Raw genomic sequence first — 18,763 nt, forward strand, 5'->3', positions numbered from 1 at the left:
CGGAAAACGTCTGCCAGAGTGGCTGACCCAGGCCTCCAACACCCCCTTCAGGGTGCCGGCTTCATCTCGGAATCACATGCCGGCTTCAAATCGGAATGCCCTGCCGGCTTCGCTTCGGAATACCCCGCCCGCTTCAATCGGAATCCGCACAGAAGGGCTTCCGGCCTTCGAATGCCCTTCGAGGCGCCGGTTCTACAAGGAAATTGATTCCCTCGACCGCTTCTGGGTGCACGCGAGTCGTCACACACTTGATGCCGCTCGCAAGAAGTTTGCTTCTCAAGATAAGGGACCGGAGGCGACCCGCATCGGGGAGCGCATCGAGATGGACGAATGGAAGGTGAGCCTGCAGTCGCTGCTCATAAAAGCACGGGTGTGGCGGGAACTCGACGTCGAAACGCGGCAGGAGGTTAAGTCCGGCCGCCACTGGCTTTGCATCGCCCTGGATCGCGCAACGCGCTGCGTGCTGGCAATGCGGCTCATGGCCGAACCCAACGCGGATGAGGCCATTGCGACCATTCGCATGATCTTCTCCGACAAGGCACAGTTGGTCGAAAGTGCGAACGCAATGACCGACTGGTCAATGTCAACGGGCATCGGAGCTCTGGCCGTGGATTGGGGTTCTGCTTTCAGAGCTGACAAGACCCGAGCGGTCGTCATTTCTACCGGCGCTACTTACACCCATCCCCCAGCAAGCATGCCCGAATTCCGAGGCGCCTGCGAACGCATTTTCCTGACGACCGAAACCCGATTCATGCCCCACTTCGCTGGGCGAACTTTTTCAAACGTCGTTCAGCGCGGGGATTACAAGTCCGAGGAAAAAGCCAACATCCCCTTTGACGTGCTGGCGCAACTGGTCGTCCGCTATGTCGTCGACGATTATCATAATCGCCCGCATGAGGGACTTGGCGGGGAAACGCCGTTCAACGCCTGGCACCGCGTCTTGACGCTCACGGGCCGTATCCCCATCCCCGATCAGCATATGCAGCGTCACATTTTCGGGCTGGAAGATACTTGCCAGCTCGACAAGAGCGGTGTGGTCATGCTCGGTCTGCGGTTTCAGAGCAAGAGGATCTACTACTGGTTCACTACGCACGGCGCGAGAAAGGTTCGCGTTCGCGTCGATCCCGCCGACCTCGGTTTCGCCTCGGTCAAGCTTGGCGAGGAGTGGGTCACCGTCCCCAATGTGAAGGAGGAGTTCAAAGGCACCACGTTGCGAACCTGGGTTGAGACCGCAACAATCCTGCGCGCTCGTTTCAAGGACGAGGCTGCATTGTCGCGCCCGGTTGTGCTGGATGCGATGCGCGACATCGATGCGGTCGCGCGGCAGTACCAGCGAGAAGCTGGCATCTCCGAGGAGTTGGACACGCCCGAAACACTTGAGCGCGCTCGCAACAATCTTGGCCTGGGCTTCCGTTTGCCGGAGTGGGAGCAGGAGGACGCTGACGGCGTTAGCCGAGATCTTCTGGACGGTGTCATCGCGGTCCCGCACCAGGTGGAGCCCCCTCAGGAGGACGAAGCCCCCTTGGCGATCGCCCCCCCAGGACCGGCCGCTACCTGGCGGATGGGCGATCGCAACGAGGGCACGTCGTGACGCACCCGACCGATAACTCGACCGCTGTGTTGGAGAAATTTCTGGCCGCGCTCTCCCCGGAAGAGCGTGATCAGATTTCAGTGATGGAGCGCGTCAAATCACGCGTGCTGCGGACGGCTGATCGAGACGACGCCGTTGACCGAGCCTTCGCCTTTCTGCTCCGCGATCTCATGATGCGCGTCGACCCAACCCGCCCGTTTGGCCCGGGAAACCGGGTTGAGACCCGCGCCTTGGTCGTTACGGGAAAGACCGGCGCCGGCAAAAGCTCGCTCCTCTCCAGGATGTTCTCCAATCATCCGGCCTTTAAGGGCTACGGCACGCCCCGTTCCGGGTGCCCCGCCGTCACGATCGGAACTCCGTCACCCTGCACGCCAAAGGCGCTGGGCCTCGAAATCCTTCGCGTGCTGGACTACCCATTGGCGGCCCAGCGAACCCAGTCCTACATCTTTTCACGGGCCAGGGATCGGCTCCAGCACCGAGGTATCCTCGTCTTGCACTTCGACGAGGTTCACAACGTTTTAGAGAACGCGAACGACCGGGAAGTCCGAGAAATTCGCAAGCTCTTCAAGACTTTCATGGTCTCGGACACCTGGCCTGTTGTCCTGGTTCTGTCGGGACTTCCAGAGATCGTCCCGTTTTTTGAAGGCTTGGCGGAAACGGACGAAGAGGGGCAATTTCGAGCCGACACCAAGGGAGAGGTTCGGAGGCGCAGTCAATTCATCCATCTGCGATCGCTAAGTCTCCCCAACGATATTGCTATGTTATTCGCAGCACTTCGGGACGTCGCCTCAGCCACCGGCTTGCGCTTCGCCGCAGACATGGAAAACCGCGTTGTGCCGAGGCTGATCCACGCCGGACTCTATGAGCTTGGCACTACGATGCAGTTGACCCATGAGGCCATCGCCGAAGCAATCTCAACTTCGAGCCCTGAGCTGACCCTTCAGCATTTTGGACAGGCTTATCGCGCACGTACCGGGTGTGCCGACAGCGTGAACCCGTTTGTCGTTACCCAGTGGCAATCCCTCGACTGCACACTCCTGCTCAAACGAACTCCGAACGAGGCCAACGCAGCGAGCTTAGCCATCGAAATCAAGAATACACGGAATATCCGATGAGACTATATCCAGTAACTCCCTTTATCGACGGGGAGACGCCCGCCAGCTATGCTTCACGGCTGGCAATTTTGAACGGGGTCACCGCCGAGATCTTTTGCAAGGATTTTCGCATCGGGCTCGACGGATTGCTTCGAGGTGAGCCGGATAACGTGTGCCGACTTGCTGAACTCGCCGGCGAAGAAGCGAACAAGCTCATCGCAAGTGCATGGCGTACTGAAGCGGAGTTCTCCTATTTTCGCGGTCATACCTTTGGTGTCAATTATCTTCGTCGCGAAGGTGGAAGGGCCTGCCTCCGATGTCTTCAAGACGATCGCGTCGCTCCTGACTTACCACCGGGTGCCGGCATTCGTTATCGCGGGCACTGGCGTCTTACGAACCTTCGCACCTGCCACCTTCATAAGACACCAATCGTAACGCTGCCGCCGCCTGATGAGACGGGGCTGCGGCGGGATTTCGCCCGCCGTGTCGCAATTCAATTCGATGATCTCGATTTCTCGACGCCGCACCGCGTACCGTCACGCCTTGAGACATACATACTCTCACGGCTCTACAATCAGCCGCACGCCCCGTGTTGGCTCGACACTCTCCCGCTGTACGCCGCCGCGAATAGCTGCGAGGCAATCGGGGCAACCAGCGTTTTCGGGATTCGTCACAATCGCAAGAAGCTAAATGATGATGAGTGGTGGCTAGCCGGCAGTCGAGGTTATGAAATCGCGTCGGGCGGAGCTGTTGCCATCGACGCGTTTCTGACGGAACTGCGGCTGGGCGCGTCCGACCGATGCCACCGACCGGGTCCATATTCTTGGTTCGGCGCCCTGTACAAATGGCTGTTGGGGGAGAAAGGCGCCGACCCCGTATATGATCCGCTGCGATCGATCATGACGCTCAACTTGGTTGAGACGGCCGCTTTTTCCAGCAATATCACCGTCTTCGGCAAGCCGCTGCCCGATCGAAAAGTCCACTCTGTCCGCTCCGCAGCGCAAGAAACCGGAATTCACCCGCGCTTCATTCGGAGAGTTCTGGACGCGACCGGTATCGCTGGCGGTTCGATAGAAGAAAAATCGGACACGGAGGTCACTTTCGATGTGACGGCGTCGGCGGACGCCTTTCGGCGCTTGGCATCAGCTCTGCACATCAGGGAGGTGGGCCCCTACGCTGGTTGCTCGTTGCGGATATCGCGCATGCTCGTCCGGGAAGGCTTCATTCCGCCCATCCTTCACAGCTCAGGCAGAGCGAACGGCATTTCCCGATACGCAAGAGAGGACGTCGACTCATTTCTGACACGCTTGTCCGTGGGATCAGAAGTTTTAGACGAAGCGCCGCTGGGAGCTCATCCCATCGCTATGGCACCTCGTCATGTCCCCTGCGAGGTATCAGTTGTCGTGAACCTGTTGCTCAAGGGGGAACTTGCCTGGTCCGGCCGACTTGCGCGAGCCCGTGGACTAGATGGAATTCTGATTGACGTCAGAGAAGTCCGGAAAAAGGTCATTGACCCCAGACTCGGAGATTTTACGATCCATCAGGCCTACCCGCTACTTGGCGTCAACTCGGGGGCCATCTATGCCCTGGCTAGAGCCGGTTTGATCGAGCTACTGCCAATCAAGCAGCCCCCGAACCGGCGGTCGCTACCGAGGATTACCTTCGATCAGATCATGGATTTTAGAAGAACGTTTGTTTCCATGACTGAAGCGGCGAGACAACTTTCCAAAAATCTTCATCAGCTGCGGGCCGGTTTTGCCGCCGCGGGAATCCGGCCCCTTGATTTACCGACGAGCCTATCACTCAGGCTCTATAAACGGGAGGATATTGCGGTTCTCTATCCTGCAATCAAGGAAATCGCGAACCCGTTAACGCTGTCGAAGGATCATCGGGACCAAACTGTTCATCGGAAAAGAAATAAAACAAAGGATACCGCACGCCTAGAGGACCTAACTATTCACTTGGACCCCACCTGACGCACTCTTGTCAGCAAGCAACTCGACTGGCGGCAACCCGTTGAACGCCGGGTGTAATTTTTGAATACGGGCGTATCTCCGGTCAATATCGGAAGCAGATTCCCAGTCCCTTGTGAGTCGAGAGCAGGAGGGCAACTCGCGAAAACGCGCTTGCCCGATCCGCCCGAAGATCCGACTTTCCATTGGGCATAAAATCGAGGGTGAAAGCCCGCCCAGAATGCGGCGCGCTTCCTTCTCTGATATTCGCCAATTTTCAAGCAGCATGACCCCGCTCCGCGCCAGCAGTTCCAACTCGCTGGTGGTCAGGCGACCGCGCCCGTCCCTCAATTCCTGCGGTGATCTCCACAGAGCGAACGTCCTCATGTGGCGACTTGGCCCCTCGATTCAAATCGATGTCGTGGCCGACAGAGATTGCACGCAATTACCGACACACTCGGTGCCCTAGCAGATTTTCGGACCAATGGATTCGGTCATTTCTAGAGGGGGCAGCCGACATTCTTCGGGTAGCGCACAACGTTGTAGGGAAAACCGACATTTGCCGCGATTGCAAAGAGCGATCGCAATTGTGTCGGTTCGTGTCGGCAGCTGTCCAAAATGGGGCACGCGCTGAGCCAAGATCCGAACGGCATAGACCTCACGAACCGCGGAGCATGAAAGGCGAGGCAGCCAGCAACTCCCCGGCCGCGTTCGCTGCGGCGGATTTCGCCTCGACGGGCGTGTTCACCGGAATCCTGCTGACAGCCTGCGGCTGCGCTCTCCCTTATGAGTCTTCGCAGACGCTGAGCGTCCACGATGACTCCCAACTCCCGAACCGCCGCCCGGGACGACCCCGCGCCGCGCAAAGAAAGGCGTTGTACGATGAGCGCGACTTCCCGCAACGGATTCGACTTCAACCACGGTGAGTGGCGCGTCAGTCATCGCAAGCTCAGGACGCGCGGCGTCGGATCGGGCGAATGGGATCAGTTCGAGACCCGAACAGACGCGCAATTGCTGATGGGCGGGACCGTTTCGATCGATGAGACCGACTTCACCGACCGCGGCTTCAAGGGGATGTCCCTGCGCCTCTACGACCCCGCCCAGGACCAGTGGGCGATCTACTGGATCAACTCGAGCGACGGGGCGATGCAGCCGCCCGTCTTCGGCCGTTTCACGGATGGCAAAGGCGTCTTCGAAGGGGACGATCTCGATGGCGTTCGTCCGATACGCGTCCGGTTTGAATGGACGGGGACCGAGACCGCCACGCCTCAGTGGAGCCAGGCCTTTTCCTATGACGATGGACAGAGCTGGGAAACCAACTGGGTGATGCTGTTCCGCCGCCCCCAATGAGCTGATCCACGAGAAGACACTGTCGAAGGCGCCGTCCCATCATGGGGACGAGCGCGACACCAACGGGCGTTAGGTCCGCCCCCCTGCCTTCGCCGCATTATTGCGTCGCGGCCTCAACGGGAAAACGGGAAGCCGCGACTGCCAGGGACTTCGGCTTTCCCTACACGCCGTTACGAGGCGAGTGCTTCATCCAGCGCCACGCCATCGCACTCAATCCGGCACATAGCGCCGGGACAGTTCGTTGCGATCGTCATAGGACGCTTCAAAGATGGAGGCGGCCAGGGTGGCGCGGACATGCAGGATCCCGGCGCCGACATTCCTGAAGCCATGGCGGGCGCCTGCCGGAATCAGCACCGACTGATTGGCCGTCACGGTCCTCGTTTCATCGCGCAAGGTGATCTCGGCCGTCCCCGCGATCACTTCGAGCACCTCCTCAACGGCATGGAGATGCATCGGCGCGCCCAGGCCAGGGTCGCAATACTGCTCAAAGATGCAAAGCTGCCGGCTCTGGACCGTCGCCGAAACGCGCATCAGCGTCCTCACCCCGTCCCGCCAGAGTTCCTGCGGCTGGGTTGCGTGGTCGAGGATATCCATGGCGCTGCTTTCTTCCCCAATCGGAGCCTGCATTCAGTCGGACACGCCGTCGCGACCGGCAATGGTCATGCAGGTCGCCGTCATCATGGCACAGAGCCTGGCTGCGCCATCCTTCAGCGCCAAGACCTCGGCGGTCGCGAGCGTCAAAGTGCGGCCGGCCTTGACCACCCTGCCCTTCGCCAACAGCCGTTCGCCGGCAGCGGGCGCAAGGAGGTTGATCTTGAACTCGGCAGTGAGGATGCCGGTGCCTGGCGGCATCATCGTCAGCGCTGCATAGCCTGCGGCAGAATCGGCGATGGTGGCGACCGCTCCGGCATGGACGAAGCCGTGCTGCTGGGTGAGATGGGCCGAGACCGGTAGCTCGATCTCGACCTCGCCGGGCGCGACCCGGGTCAGGCGCGCGCCGATCGTCGTCATGAAGGCCTGCTTGCCGAAGCTTGCCTCGATGCGCCTGACCACATCCGCATCTGAAGGCGACTGGTCGGACACAGTCATGGCAAGCTCCTATGCAGCGGCAGCCGCCTCTTCGTAGCGCGAGACATGGGCGATCGCGGCACGCAAATCCGCAAGCCCCGCTTCGCTCCCGACGCAATGCTCGGCGAGATGGCGGCGGAACTGGCGCGCACCCCGGCGGCCCGGGAACAGCCCGACCAGATGACGGGTGAAGGCATGCAGCCGGCCACCCTTTTCCAGATGCGAGGCGATATGTGGTTCGAGCGCCTCCAGCATGGCGAAGGCATCGTCAACCGGAGCCGCCTCGCCAAAGAGCAGCGGATCGACCTGCAGCAGCACCTCGGGATTTTGATAGGCCTCGCGGCCGATCATCACGCCGTCGAGATGCGCCAAGTGAGCCGGCCATTCCGTGGGAGCGCGGATGCCGCCATTGATCGCCACGATCAAGTCCGGATTGGCCGCCTTCAGACGATAGGCGCGCTCATAGTCGAGCGGCGGGATCTCGCGGTTTTCCTTCGGCGACAATCCCTGCAGCCAAGCCTTTCGGGCATGCACGACGAGCGCATCGACGCCGGCGGCGCGCACGCTGGCGGTCAAAGCATCGAGCGCGGCTTCCGGATCCTGATCATCGACGCCGATGCGGCATTTGACGGTGACGGCGACGGAAACCGCTGCCTTCATCGCCGCGACGCAGTCACCGACGAGCGCGGGCTCGCGCATCAGGCAGGCGCCAAAGGCGCCGCCCTGCACGCGGTCGGACGGGCAGCCGCAATTCAGATTGATCTCGTCATAGCCGAAATCGGCCCCGATCTTCGCGGCCTCCGCCAACAGGGCCGGATCATTGCCGCCAAGCTGCAGGGCAACAGGCTGTTCCATCGCATCGAAGCCGATCAGACGCTGCCGGTCGCCGCGGATCACCGCCTGCGCCGTCACCATCTCGGTATAGAGCCGCGCCCGACGCGACATCAGGCGATGGATGACGCGGCAATGCCGGTCCGTCCAATCCATCATGGGCGCGACGGAAAATCGATATGACTGATAGTGCTGCATTTTATCCGGACATGGGCGGCGCGTGTTGAGCTTCGCGCGTCCTTATACGCGAAACCAGGCGATTTTCGACCGGTTTTGCGCATGGGATTCAGCCCGGCGATCTGCCGCGCTCAGAACTGGTAGCGCAGCAGCCGGCCCATGCGTCCGAGCGGCGGACATGCGGAGAGGAAAAGGACCGTCAGGCGGGCGGGCCAGGACATCCGGGCGATCTGGGCGGGATCATAGCCGCGTGGATCATAGGCGGTCAGATCATTTCTGAGTTTCAACCCGGGAATACGGTCTTCAAGCTCTTGGGGCTCGTCGATGCTCCACAGCAACTTTGCGCCCGTCGCCCGGACCGAGCGATGATGGCTGACAAGCCAAAGTCCGAGCGGGCTGAACGCGTCGAAAGCCAGTTCGCCATGCCCGAAATGCGCAACCAGCCGCTTGATCAGCCGTGGCACGGCATCAGGCCGGAGATACATGAGCAGCCCTTCTGCGACGATCATCGTCGGCCGGCCCGAAGGCACGCCGTCGAGCCAGCCCGGCTCCGTCACCGGGGAGCCGATCAGGGTGTAACCGTGTCTTTCCGGATAGAGACGCCGGCGCAGAGCGACGACCTCCGGATAGTCCAGATCGAACCAGCGAACGCCCGTGGGCGGATCGATCCGGAAGACCCGGCTGTCGAGGCCGCAGCCGAGATGCAGCACCGTCGCATCGGGGTGCCGCATGATGAAATCGCTGGTCCAGCCGTCGAAAATATGCGCCCGCATCGCCAGGGCGATCATGTCGTCCCGGCTGACGCCCAGTTTCCGGAAGTCATAATCGATCCGGCGGACCGCGCTCGCGGCGAAGCGATCATGCAGCAGGGAATCTCGCAGGCGGCTTTCTTCCCCCTTGGCGTAGAGGGTGATGAGCAGCGTTTCCCGCTCCCTGGTCAGGGTCACTTTCTCCGACAGCAATGCCTCGGGATCAGCCTGCACTGGCCGCGCCATATTTCGGGTGGTCTGGCTGCGCACCATTGGACGATCCCCGATCTCGTTGCTGGATCGATCGGCGCGAGCCTCGGGCGTTTCCCGCGCCCCGAGCGCACCGATCAGGGCCTGTGCAGCACCTGCGTATGTGCCGGCATGACTTCGTCCTCGAACAGCTCCGGATAATTCTGCGCGATCCGGGGCAAGGCGTTGAGGATCTCGCGCAAGTGCCTGCGCATCTCGCATTCGGCTCCGTCGGCGTCTCCAGCCTCGATGGCGTCGAGGATCGCAGCGTGCTGCGCAACGAGCAACGGAACCGGCGAGGCGCCGGGAAGCGACAGGTAGCGGACGCGGTCAGTCTGGGCGCGAGCACCTTCGACGATGCGGGCGGCGTAGTCGCAATCGACGATCTCGGCGAGGGTCTGGTGGAAATTCTCGTCGAGCACGGCAAAGGCAGCGCGATCGGAAAGGGCAGACGCCTCGCGCTGACGCTCGATCAGCCAACGCAGCCGCATCACGTCGTCCTTGGTGATCAAGGCGCTGGCTGCACGCGCAATCGCGCATTCCACCGCCTCCCGCACGAAGCGGGCATTGGCGATCGCCCGCATCGAAACTTTCATCACATAGGTGCCGCGGCTCGGCAGGACCTGCACGAGACCGGCTTCGGAGAGTTTGATGAAGGCCTCGCGAACCGGCTGGCGGCTGACGCCGAAGCGGCCGGCGATATCCTTTTCGGAGAGCGCCTCGCCGGGCCTGAGCTGCGTGGCGATAATCGCCTGCCGCAAGGACGAAACCAATTGCGGAGCGATCGGATCCTTAAGGCGGAGGCTGGGTTCCATCGTCATGGGCAGAGCGTCCCGCTCATCCCCCATCCGTTGGTCTATCTAGCATACCGGTATGGTGGATGTCGCCATGCCCATACGTCGCAGGGGCCGGCCGCCCGAAGGCGGCCGGGTTTTCAGTGTTGGCGTCCTACTTCTTGGCCCGGGCGACGATCTGCGTCGGGTTGACGAAGCGCAGTGCGATCACCAGCCAGATCAGCGTCGTGATCATGTAGATCACCGCCATGGCATCGATCGACTGCACGGCACGCACGCCTGCGGCGAAGACCGCATAATAGAGGGCAACGACGAGCGTCTGACTGGTCGGACCAGCGGTCAGGAAGGTCAGCTCGAACATCGCAATCGTCCTGACCAGCACCAGCAGCAACGCGGCCAGAATGCCCGGCATCAGCAGGGGCAGCAGGACGTGAATGAAGAGCTTGAAGGTGTTCGCCCCGAAGACCCGGGCGGCCGCCTCGATCTTGGTGTCGATCTGCTCGATGAACGGGATCATCACCAGGATGACGAAGGGAACCGTCGGCACCAGATTGGCGAGCACAACACCCGACATGCCGCCGGCAAGACCGAGTTTGTAAAGCACCGTCGCGAGCGGGATGCCGAACGTGATCGGCGGCACCAGCAGGGGCAGAAGGAACAGCAGCATGACGAGCTTCTTGCCCGGGAAATCCCGCCGCGCCAGCGCATAGGCGGCCGGCACGCCGAGCAGGCCCGAGAGAAACACGACCAGGAAGACGATCTGGAAGGTGACGCTCAGCACATCGGAGAGCTGGAATTCGCTCCAGGCGGCCGAATACCAGCGCGTGGTCCAGCCGGCTGGCAGCCATGTGCCAAGCCAGCGGGTCGCGAAGGAACTCGTCACCACCGTCGCGATCATCGCGCCGAGGTTGAGGATGAAGAAGCCGATGAGCGTCCAGTTGGCGGCAGCCCAGAGCTTGCTGGAGAGGCGGGTATCCTTGACCATGATCTCAGCCCTTCCCGCCGCCGGCGGGGCCACGGTAGAGCATGCCGCGCGCGGCCAGCACGACGACGACGATGCTGAGCTGCACCACACCCATGATCATCGCGACAGCGGATGCCATCGAATAATCATACTCCTCGAAGGCAGCCTGATAGGCCGCGATCGAGATGACGCGCGTCGGCCCTGCCGGCGCGCCCAGCAAGACCGCCGAGGGAAAGACCGAAAAGGCCTGCACGAAGCTGAGGCAGAAGGTGATCGCCAGACCCGGCAGCAGGAGCGGCAGGAGGATGTGCTTGAACCGTTCCCACGGCCCGGCGCCCAGCGTCGCGCCCGCCTGCTCGAGCGCCGGATCGACGCCAGAGAGGTAGGACAGGGTCAGCAGGAAGGTGAAGGGGAAGCCGGTAATGACGAGAGAAATGCAGACGCCCCAGTAATTATGCAGGAGCTTCACCGGCGTCGAGATCAGCCCAAGCGTGAGCAGGGTGCGGTTGAACCAGCCCTGGGGGCCAAGATAATTCAACAGGCCCTGCGCGACGAGAACCGTCCCGAGCGTGATCGGAATCACCAGGATCGTGGTCAGCAAGCGCTGATGCTTCATCATCCGGACCCGGAAGGCGATCGGGATCGCCAGCAGAAGCGTCACGATCGTGACCGGCAGTGCCAGCCAGAGCGTCGTCGCGATCGTGCCGTACAGGAAGGAATCCGAGAAGAAGCGCGTGTAGTTCGCCAGCATCGGCCCGGTCTTGGGCGTGAAGGAGAGCACGAGCCCATAGAGGAACGGGTAGATGAACAGCGCCAGGAGGAAGAACACCGCTGGCAGAACCAGCAGGGTCAGAGAATCGATGCCGCGTGCGGCGAGCCTCTGGCTGAGGGGGATGGATGTGGTCGCGCTCACGCCGCCCCCCCGAAAACCAGGACGCGATCGGGATCTGCAGCCAGCGTGACCTCGCCACCCGGCGCGATGCGGTCATGCGCCAGGAAGGAGAGATCGGTTCCATCCGCCATGCGGGAGAAGCCGACGAATTCGCGGCCACGGAACTCGGTCGAGACGACCGACGCCTTGAGGCCCGCGCCTCCCGCAGCTGCGGGGTGAAGGTCCTCCGGCCGGATCGCAAGCCAGGCCTGCCCACCAGGGGCCACCGTGCCGCGCACCCGCCCGACGACCTTGGCATCGCCGACGGTGACGGTCGCATGCTCGCCCTCGACGGAGGCGACGCGGCCAGCGACCTTGTTGCGGAAGCCCATGAACTCGGCGACATCGAGATGGTCGGGGCGGGAGAACAGGTCTTCCGGCCCGCCGACCTGACGGACCTGGCCGTCACGCATCACGACAATGCGGTCGGCCAGCGACAAGGCCTCTTCCTGATCATGCGTGACGTAGATCGTGGTTGCGCCGAGCGTATTGTGGATGCGGCGGATCTCGGCGCGCATCTCGAGACGCAGCTTGGCGTCAAGGTTCGAGAGGGGCTCGTCCATCAGCACGAGCGGCGGCTCGACGACGATGGCCCGGGCGATGGCGACACGCTGCTGCTGCCCGCCGGAAAGCTGGCCAGGCAGTTTCTCGGTCTGCCCCTGCAACCGGACCAGGGCCGCAGCCTCGCCGACGCGCCGCTCGATCTCGGATTTCTGGACGCCGCGCATCTTCAGGCCGAAGCCGATATTCCGCTTCACGCTCATATGCGGGAAGAGGGCGTAGTTCTGGAACACCATGCCGAAGCCGCGCTCTTCGGGCCGCAGCGGATCGATGCGCCGGTCGTCGAGCCAGATGCCGCCGCCGGTCGCCGGCAGAAGGCCCGCGATCAGGTTCAGCGTCGTCGACTTGCCGCAGCCCGACGGACCGAGAAGCGCGATGAACTCGCCCTTCTTGATCGTCAACGACACGTCCTTGACGGCGTTGTGAGTGCCGAAGTCGCGGCTCAGATTGTCGAGCCGCAGCTCGCGGAAGTTCGCAGCGTGAATCGTCATTTAGGTCACGTCTTTGGAAAGCGGCTGATGGGTTCTGTCAGGAAATGTGACGGCGAAGCGAGCCGGCCGGAACCGGCTCGCTGTCGTTAGCGGGTTTCGTTCACTTGCGCTTGGCGCCGGCGACTTCCTCGTCCCAGCGACGGAAGGCAATCACCATCTGGTCTGGGTCGAGCGGCGTCTCGAGCGGCGCCTCGGCGATGAGCTTCTCATATTCGGGGCGGCCGAATTCCTTGATCGCCGCCTGGCTCTCGGCGGGCGCCATGTCGAGCGTCACACCCTTCACGGCCGGACCGGGATAGAAATAGCCTTCATCATAGGTGTAGGCCTGCTGCTCCTTGGTGAGCAGGAAGCTCATCAGGTCGAGCAGCACCGCGAGCTTCTCGTCCGAGACGCCCTTCGGGATGCACATGTAGTGCGCGTCGGTGACCCAATGGAAACCCTTGAGCGCGCCGATCTTGGCCTCCTTCGGCACGACGCCGAGCACGCGCGGGTTGATGTCCCAGCCCGTGGTCGTGACGGTCATGTCGCGGGAGCCTTCGCCGAGCTCCTTCATCACCGCACCGGTGCCGGCCGGATAGTACTCGATATTCTCGCCCAGCGCCTTGAGATAGGCCCAGGTCTTGTCCCAGCCCTTGACCGGGTCCTTCGGGTTCGAATCCCCAAGGATATAGGGCAGCCCCATGATCCAGGTCCGGCCGGGGCCCGAATTGGCGGGGCGCGCATAGAAGAAGCGGTTCTTGTTCTCGCGGGTATAGGCGAGCAGCTCCTCGGCCGTTGTCGGCACCTTCTTGACCTTGTCGGGCATGTATTCGAGCAGTGGGCCGGACGGATAATAGGTCACCACGACGCCCTGCCCGCTCGCGAGGCCCTGCATCTTGGCGGCACCTTCGAGATAGATCTCGTCGAGCTTCGGCAGCGAGCCTGCGAGCTGCGGCAGCAGCGGCGTCCAGAGCTTCTGGTCGACACCGGCGGAAAGCGCATCGGTGCCGGTCAGCACCATGTCGATATCGACGCGGTTTGCTTCCTGCTGCGCCTTCAGCTTGCCCGGAAGTTCCGGCGCGGGCGCCTTGGTGAAGGTGATGCGCGAGACCAAATTCGGCTTGGCCTTGCGATAATTCTCGATCGCCTTCTGCGTCAGCGCCAGATTGCCGGCGACATCGACGACGGAAAGCGCGACCGGTGAGGTCGGCAACTTGAGTTGCTGCGCGAAGGCGCCCGGCGCATAGGCCGCGGCACCCGCGAGACCCGCGACACCACCCAGAAATATGCGCCGATTGATGCTGTCCTGGACCATGACTTCTCCCTTCGGTACGGATTTACCGCTTTTGGATTCTTAGACACCTTTCGGCATCAGCCTCGGCGAAGTTCACATTGACGTCGCCTCGGATTGCCCGGTATCCTAGTATACTAGTGGACTAGAGCTTGGCAATGGGCAGCGCAGCGGCACGACAAAGCACAGACCAGATTCACCGCGCCTTGCGGGACGACGTCCTCAACGCGGTGCTCCTGCCGGGCGAGGCGATGTCGGAAGCGCGAATGGCCGTCCAGTTCGGGGTCAGCCGCACGCCCGTGCGCGAGGCCTTCAAGCGACTGGTCGACGAAGGTTTCCTGGTGGTCGTGCCGCAGGTCGGTACCTTCGTCGCGCCGATCGATCTGGCGGCAGTCTATGACAGCCAATTCGTGCGCGAAACCCTGGAATGCCGCACTGTCACGCTGGCCGCGCAGCGGATCGACGATGCCGGGCGCGCCGCGCTGGAACGGCTGATCGCACAGCAGGAACAGGCGCTCGCAGTGGGCGATCGCGTCAACTTCTTCCGTGCCGACGAGGCCTTCCATGCCGAGCTTTCGCGGCTCTCAGGCCACCCCTCGGTCTGGGGGCTGATCGAAGGCGTCAAGGCGCAGCTTGATCGTGTGCGCTGCCTGTCGCTCGAAGCTGCGTCCTGGCCCGGCATGATCATGGACCAGCATCGCGAGATCGCCGCAAAAGTCAGCGCCGGCGACGAGATCGGCGCCGAGAAGGCGATGCGGGCGCATCTGCGCACGGTGTTCGATGCCATCGAGGCGATCGCACACAAACACGTCGACGCCTTCGTCGCGAACACGCCGATCCGCAAGGTCTGAGGCGGCCGCATTCTCTGCATCACCAACAAGAAACGACTTAAGAAGGAACGCGACGATGGAACAAACCTGGCGCTGGTTCGGGCCGGACGATGTGGTGACGCTCGCCCAGGCACGGCAGGCGGGCGCGCAAGGCATCGTCAACGCGCTGCATCAGATTCCCTATGGCGTCGTCTGGAGCGTCGAGGAGATCGAGGCGCGCAAGGCGATCATCGAGAAGGATAAGAGCCTCGGCCTGCGCTGGTCCGTGGTCGAGAGCCTGCCGATTCATGAAAGCGTCAAGATCGGCGAAGGCGATCTCGAGCCGATCTTCGTCAATTATCGCCAGTCGCTGCGCAATCTCGCCGCCTGCGGCATCGAGGTGGTCTGCTACAACTTCATGCCGGTTCTCGACTGGACCCGCACCGAACTCGCCTGCCCCCTGCCCGGCGGCGGCACCGCGCTGCGCTTCAACCTGCATGAATATGTCGCCTTCGACCATTTCATGCTGGAGCGTCCCGGCGCTGCCGACGGCCATTCGGCCGAGGTGATGGACCGGGCCAAAGCCTGGTTCGAACGTTCGACCGAGGCCGATCGCGCCCGCCTGCTCGCCAATATCATGGCCGGGCTGCCCGGCGCCTATGACCGCTATGACGTGCCCGGCCTGAAGCGCATGCTCGCGCGCTACCATGAGATGAGCCATGACGGGTTGCGCGCCAATCTGAAGCGGTTTCTCGAGGCGGTGATCCCGACCGCGGAAGAGGTCGGGATCCGCATGTGCATCCACCCTGACGATCCGCCGCGCCCGCTCTTCGGCCTGCCGCGCATCTGCTCGGAGGAGAGCGACATCGCCTTCATCCTCGGTGCCGTCGACAGCCCCTCCAATGGCCTGACGCTGTGCTCGGGCTCGCTGGGGGCCAACCCAAAGAACGACGTACCCGGAATCGCCCGGCGCTTCGCCGACCGGATCTGGTTCGCGCATCTGCGCAATGTCGCCAAGGATCCGGACGGTTCCTTCATGGAGGCTGAGCATCTCGGCGGCGACACCGACATGGTGGCACTGGTCGATGTGCTGATGGCCGAGGAGCAGCGCCGCAAGGCCGCCGGCTGGCGCCATTGGCGCATCCCGATGCGGCCCGATCACGGTCATGAACTGCTCGACGATGTCGGCAAGGGCAGTTTCCCGGGCTACCCAGCCGTCGGTCGCCTGCGCGGTCTGGCAGAGCTGCGCGGCGTGATGACCGCCCTGACCAGCCTGCGCGGCTACGACGCCTGATCAGGCCGCAAGACGCTACTCAGGCCAGAAGACGCTGGTCGGCGAGCTGCACCAGCTTGCCGCCAGCGATCGTTGCAACGACGCGCGGCTGCGGCGCGTCCTCGACGATGATCAGATCCGCCCGCCTGCCGGGCGCGATGACGCCGCGATCGATCAGGCCAAGGGCATCGGCCGGGGCCTGCGAGACCAGCTTCCAGGCGTCGGGAAAGCTCGCCGTGCCGCTGCGCGCCAGCATGAAGGGCGCCAGCAGCAGCGCGGGGTAGTAGTAATCCGACGCCAGGATGGTGCAGAGCCGCTTGCCGACCATGTCCTCCGCTGCCGGGCAGCCGGTATGCGAACCGCCGCGCACGACATTGGGCGCGCCGAACACCGTCGCCTCGCCATGCGCGACAGCCTCACGTGCCGTCGCCTCATCCATCGGGAATTCCGCCACGGTCACGCCGAGCGAGCGATACCAGCGCCGCATGTCCGGGCTCATGTCGTCATGCGAGAGCGTCGGAATGCCGGCGGCCAGCGAGATTTTCGCCAGCCGCGCGACCGATCCCGGCACGTCGTTACCGCGGTCATGGACGTTCTGCGCCAGCGCCATGAAGTCCGCATGCGAGAGGCCGGTGCGCTCGACCATCTTGGCGACCTTGTCCGGCCGGGTCGTCTCCTTGAGGATGCCGCCGGTATGGTCGTTGAAGGCCAGTACTCCGACGCGCCCCGCCTGCAGCCACTCGATGATCTCGGCCTCGGCATCGAGGTTGAAGGTCTCGTGGCGTAAATGGAATCGCGTATCGGCCCCGAGCTCCGGCGCGAGCCGCGCGATCGCGTCGATCAGGCGCCGCGCATTGCCGGCTCCGCGCAGACCGGGTTCCCAGGACCAGGTCACACCGTGGAAGGCCGTGGTGATGCCGCAACTCAGCATGGCGCGATCGGCGTCGCGCAGGGCGAGATCGATGTCGAAGGACACCCGCGGTCGCGGCATGATGTGCCGCTCGAAGGCATCGCCATGACAATCGACCATGCCCGGCAAGACGAGGAGGCCGGCGGCATCCAGGTGCAAGGCGCCGGCAGGAGGGGACGCATCGAGGGCGGCGATGCACGATCCGTCGGTGACGAGATCGGCACGGGTGAGCGCGGCGGTCATAACTGTTCCGCCCGTGATATGAAGTGACACGCCCGCCTCCGCCGCAGCCCTTGGGAGAGCGCGCTTGACGGGCCATCATGACAGCGGAATGACGGGCGCGGGCCGATCAGGATGGCGCCCCCCCCTGTTCAAGGTACCGAGACGGGCGACAGCGTCATCGACCGAGCCGCCTTCCGCAAAGCCGGCATCGGCCGGAACGGTCAGCAAATGGCGGCATCGGCCAGGGGCAGATCGCCGACGCACCGGTGCGGGGTCATTTCAACACCTCCGCCGCGGTGATGATGGAACGGGCGATGTCGACCAGCTTGCGCTTCTCGTTCATCGCGGTGCGGCGCATCAGGGCATAGGCTTCCGCTTCGGGGAGCCCCTTGAGGTGCATGACGATCCCCTTCGCACGATCGATCAGCGCGCGATCGTCGCGCTGCGACCGCACCTCGTCCAGCCCCTCACGCAGCTTCGAGGCGGCGCTGAAGCGACTGATGCAGGTCTGGAGGATTGGCTCAAGGGCCTCCCACTTCAGCCCGTCGACGACATAGACCGCGACCCCTGCCTCAACAGCAGCCTCGATCAAGGCCGCATCCACCGGTTCGACGAACGCGCTGATCGGCCGCTTCGGGCGCCGGCTGACCAGAAGCATCTCGGCGAGTGCATTATGGCCGGGATTCACGAGATCGATCACGACCACATCGGGGTCATGGGCCTCGATGACAGTGACTTGCCCATGCGTCGCGCCGATTCGGACGAGGTCGGTAAAGCCCGCTTCGCGGAAGCCCTCATCGAGAATGGCAGCCCGGACCGGGTTGGCATCGACGATCAGAATTTTCAACGCAGGTGTCATGAGCCACGACGCCTAACGCATTGAGGGGAAGGCCCGCACTCAGCCCGACAGGATTGCGACACCTGCCAGAATGAGACCGCCACCGGCGATGCGGGCAAGCTGCGGCATCCGCACCGCAAGCTGGCTCGCAAGAAGCAAGCCTACTCCATGCAGAGCCGATGTCGCGATCACAAAGCCGATCGCATAGCTCACACCGCTGGCATCCTCCGGCAACTCGGCACCATGGGCAAAGCCATGGAAGATCGCGAAGACCCCGCAGACCAGGGCACCGGCGGCGAGCGGTGGCGAGAGATTGAGCGCGATGGCGAGCCCGAGGATGACGACAGAAAAGGCAATGCCAACCTCCGCGCCTGGAAGCTGTCCGCCGGCCATGGCCCAGAGCCCGGCCAGCGCCATGGCCGAGACGAAGGCGACGGGATACGCGATGCGCGCCCTGCCACCGATGAGCCCGGCCCAGAGGCCGACCGCGATCATCGCCAGCACATGATCCAACCCGGTGAGCGGATGCTGCAGCCCGTGAACGAGACCATCGACGGAGCCCATTCCGGTATGGGCAAGGGCGGGCGCCGCCATTATCGTCAAGACCAATGCCAGGGCGCCCGTCAACCGCGTCAGCAT

The 18,763-nt window shown here is 63.2% G+C and carries 18 protein-coding genes; 6 read left to right on the forward strand and 12 right to left on the reverse strand.

Going from position 1 to position 18,763, the window contains the following annotated elements; translation table 11 throughout:
- The 4 genes from AB4099_RS15865 to AB4099_RS15880 form a co-directional block, all read left to right on the forward strand.
- Window positions 1-1,591: hypothetical protein (locus AB4099_RS15865; RefSeq protein WP_441478753.1), on the forward strand; the 1,591-nt coding region annotated here is incomplete at its 5' end.
- The gene (locus tag AB4099_RS15870; RefSeq protein WP_441478754.1) at window positions 1,588-2,706 is read left to right on the forward strand and encodes an ATP-binding protein; all 1,119 of its coding nucleotides are present in this window, start codon (window positions 1,588-1,590) and stop codon (window positions 2,704-2,706) included. The genes AB4099_RS15865 and AB4099_RS15870, both read left to right, overlap by 4 nt.
- Window positions 2,703-4,661, forward strand: coding sequence for a TniQ family protein (locus tag AB4099_RS15875; RefSeq protein WP_441478755.1), 1,959 nt, complete (start codon window positions 2,703-2,705; stop codon window positions 4,659-4,661). Before AB4099_RS15870 ends, AB4099_RS15875 begins: the two co-directional genes overlap by 4 nt.
- 858 nt (window positions 4,662-5,519) lie before the next feature.
- The gene (locus AB4099_RS15880) at window positions 5,520-5,987 is read left to right on the forward strand and encodes a DUF1579 domain-containing protein (protein ID WP_441478756.1); all 468 of its coding nucleotides are present in this window, start codon (window positions 5,520-5,522) and stop codon (window positions 5,985-5,987) included.
- A gap of 210 nt (window positions 5,988-6,197) precedes the next feature.
- Here AB4099_RS15880 and AB4099_RS15885 read toward each other — a convergent pair whose 3' ends face one another.
- The 9 genes from AB4099_RS15885 to AB4099_RS15925 all read right to left on the reverse strand — a co-directional run bounded on the left by AB4099_RS15885 (window position 6,198) and on the right by AB4099_RS15925 (window position 14,096).
- The gene (locus AB4099_RS15885; protein WP_441478757.1) at window positions 6,198-6,581 is read right to left on the reverse strand and encodes a cupin domain-containing protein; all 384 of its coding nucleotides are present in this window, start codon (window positions 6,579-6,581) and stop codon (window positions 6,198-6,200) included.
- A 33-nt stretch (window positions 6,582-6,614) separates the two neighbouring features.
- Window positions 6,615-7,076, reverse strand: a complete 462-nt coding sequence (locus AB4099_RS15890; protein ID WP_441478758.1) for a PaaI family thioesterase — start codon at window positions 7,074-7,076, stop codon at window positions 6,615-6,617.
- 9 nt (window positions 7,077-7,085) lie between these two features.
- The gene (gene dusA / locus AB4099_RS15895; protein ID WP_113514680.1) at window positions 7,086-8,084 is read right to left on the reverse strand and encodes a tRNA dihydrouridine(20/20a) synthase DusA; all 999 of its coding nucleotides are present in this window, start codon (window positions 8,082-8,084) and stop codon (window positions 7,086-7,088) included.
- Window positions 8,085-8,194: 110 nt separating this feature from the next.
- Window positions 8,195-9,085, reverse strand: coding sequence for a class I SAM-dependent methyltransferase (locus AB4099_RS15900; RefSeq protein WP_441478759.1), 891 nt, complete (start codon window positions 9,083-9,085; stop codon window positions 8,195-8,197).
- Between the two features lie 74 nt (window positions 9,086-9,159).
- Window positions 9,160-9,882: a GntR family transcriptional regulator gene (locus tag AB4099_RS15905; protein ID WP_441478760.1), complete on the reverse strand. Its 723-nt coding sequence runs from the start codon at window positions 9,880-9,882 to the stop codon at window positions 9,160-9,162.
- Between the two features lie 127 nt (window positions 9,883-10,009).
- On the reverse strand, window positions 10,010-10,840 hold the full coding sequence (locus AB4099_RS15910) for an ABC transporter permease (RefSeq protein ID WP_069882107.1): 831 nt from the start codon (window positions 10,838-10,840) through the stop codon (window positions 10,010-10,012).
- Between the two features lie 4 nt (window positions 10,841-10,844).
- The gene (locus tag AB4099_RS15915; RefSeq protein WP_441478761.1) at window positions 10,845-11,732 is read right to left on the reverse strand and encodes an ABC transporter permease; all 888 of its coding nucleotides are present in this window, start codon (window positions 11,730-11,732) and stop codon (window positions 10,845-10,847) included.
- Window positions 11,729-12,802: an ABC transporter ATP-binding protein gene (locus AB4099_RS15920; protein WP_113514678.1), complete on the reverse strand. Its 1,074-nt coding sequence runs from the start codon at window positions 12,800-12,802 to the stop codon at window positions 11,729-11,731. The genes AB4099_RS15915 and AB4099_RS15920 overlap by 4 nt, the downstream gene beginning before the upstream one ends.
- Window positions 12,803-12,902: 100 nt before the next feature.
- The gene (locus AB4099_RS15925; RefSeq protein WP_113514676.1) at window positions 12,903-14,096 is read right to left on the reverse strand and encodes an ABC transporter substrate-binding protein; all 1,194 of its coding nucleotides are present in this window, start codon (window positions 14,094-14,096) and stop codon (window positions 12,903-12,905) included.
- 134 nt (window positions 14,097-14,230) lie between these two features.
- On the opposite strand from AB4099_RS15925, the gene AB4099_RS15930 reads away from it, so the two are divergent.
- Together AB4099_RS15930 and uxuA are read left to right on the forward strand one after the other, a co-directional pair.
- Window positions 14,231-14,923 carry a GntR family transcriptional regulator gene (locus AB4099_RS15930; RefSeq protein ID WP_441478762.1) on the forward strand — a complete coding sequence of 231 codons (693 nt, stop codon included), beginning with the start codon at window positions 14,231-14,233 and terminating at the stop codon, window positions 14,921-14,923.
- A gap of 55 nt (window positions 14,924-14,978) precedes the next feature.
- The gene (gene uxuA, locus AB4099_RS15935; protein ID WP_441478763.1) at window positions 14,979-16,175 is read left to right on the forward strand and encodes a mannonate dehydratase; all 1,197 of its coding nucleotides are present in this window, start codon (window positions 14,979-14,981) and stop codon (window positions 16,173-16,175) included.
- Window positions 16,176-16,194: 19 nt separating this feature from the next.
- On the opposite strand, the gene AB4099_RS15940 is transcribed toward uxuA, so the two are convergent.
- The 3 genes from AB4099_RS15940 to AB4099_RS15950 form a co-directional block, all read right to left on the reverse strand.
- The gene (locus tag AB4099_RS15940; RefSeq protein ID WP_441478764.1) at window positions 16,195-17,337 is read right to left on the reverse strand and encodes an alpha-D-ribose 1-methylphosphonate 5-triphosphate diphosphatase; all 1,143 of its coding nucleotides are present in this window, start codon (window positions 17,335-17,337) and stop codon (window positions 16,195-16,197) included.
- 223 nt (window positions 17,338-17,560) lie between these two features.
- Window positions 17,561-18,145, reverse strand: a complete 585-nt coding sequence (locus AB4099_RS15945; protein ID WP_441478765.1) for an ANTAR domain-containing response regulator — start codon at window positions 18,143-18,145, stop codon at window positions 17,561-17,563.
- Window positions 18,146-18,184: 39 nt separating this feature from the next.
- Window positions 18,185-18,763 carry a HupE/UreJ family protein gene (locus AB4099_RS15950; RefSeq protein WP_441478766.1) on the reverse strand — a complete coding sequence of 193 codons (579 nt, stop codon included), beginning with the start codon at window positions 18,761-18,763 and terminating at the stop codon, window positions 18,185-18,187.

The organism is Allobosea sp. 2KB_26 (assembly GCF_052115715.1).
GTDB lineage: Bacteria > Pseudomonadota > Alphaproteobacteria > Rhizobiales > Beijerinckiaceae > Allobosea.

What these genes read in the sequence shown, in the direction of transcription:
- AB4099_RS15900 (WP_441478759.1), bottom strand. Translation starts at nt 9,085, where the DNA reads ATGGTGCGCAGCCAGACCACCCGAAATATGGCGCGGCCAGTGCAGGCT.
- dusA (WP_113514680.1), bottom strand. Translation starts at nt 8,084, where the DNA reads ATGCAGCACTATCAGTCATATCGATTTTCCGTCGCGCCCATGATGGAT.
- AB4099_RS15905 (WP_441478760.1), bottom strand. Translation starts at nt 9,882, where the DNA reads ATGACGATGGAACCCAGCCTCCGCCTTAAGGATCCGATCGCTCCGCAA.
- AB4099_RS15885 (WP_441478757.1), bottom strand. Translation starts at nt 6,581, where the DNA reads ATGGATATCCTCGACCACGCAACCCAGCCGCAGGAACTCTGGCGGGAC.
- AB4099_RS15920 (WP_113514678.1), bottom strand. Translation starts at nt 12,802, where the DNA reads ATGACGATTCACGCTGCGAACTTCCGCGAGCTGCGGCTCGACAATCTG.
- AB4099_RS15950 (WP_441478766.1), bottom strand. Translation starts at nt 18,763, where the DNA reads ATGCTGACGCGGTTGACGGGCGCCCTGGCATTGGTCTTGACGATAATG.
- AB4099_RS15890 (WP_441478758.1), bottom strand. Translation starts at nt 7,076, where the DNA reads ATGACTGTGTCCGACCAGTCGCCTTCAGATGCGGATGTGGTCAGGCGC.
- AB4099_RS15930 (WP_441478762.1), top strand. Translation starts at nt 14,231, where the DNA reads ATGGGCAGCGCAGCGGCACGACAAAGCACAGACCAGATTCACCGCGCC.
- AB4099_RS15910 (WP_069882107.1), bottom strand. Translation starts at nt 10,840, where the DNA reads ATGGTCAAGGATACCCGCCTCTCCAGCAAGCTCTGGGCTGCCGCCAAC.
- uxuA (WP_441478763.1), top strand. Translation starts at nt 14,979, where the DNA reads ATGGAACAAACCTGGCGCTGGTTCGGGCCGGACGATGTGGTGACGCTC.
- AB4099_RS15945 (WP_441478765.1), bottom strand. Translation starts at nt 18,145, where the DNA reads ATGACACCTGCGTTGAAAATTCTGATCGTCGATGCCAACCCGGTCCGG.
- AB4099_RS15880 (WP_441478756.1), top strand. Translation starts at nt 5,520, where the DNA reads ATGAGCGCGACTTCCCGCAACGGATTCGACTTCAACCACGGTGAGTGG.
- AB4099_RS15875 (WP_441478755.1), top strand. Translation starts at nt 2,703, where the DNA reads ATGAGACTATATCCAGTAACTCCCTTTATCGACGGGGAGACGCCCGCC.
- AB4099_RS15925 (WP_113514676.1), bottom strand. Translation starts at nt 14,096, where the DNA reads ATGGTCCAGGACAGCATCAATCGGCGCATATTTCTGGGTGGTGTCGCG.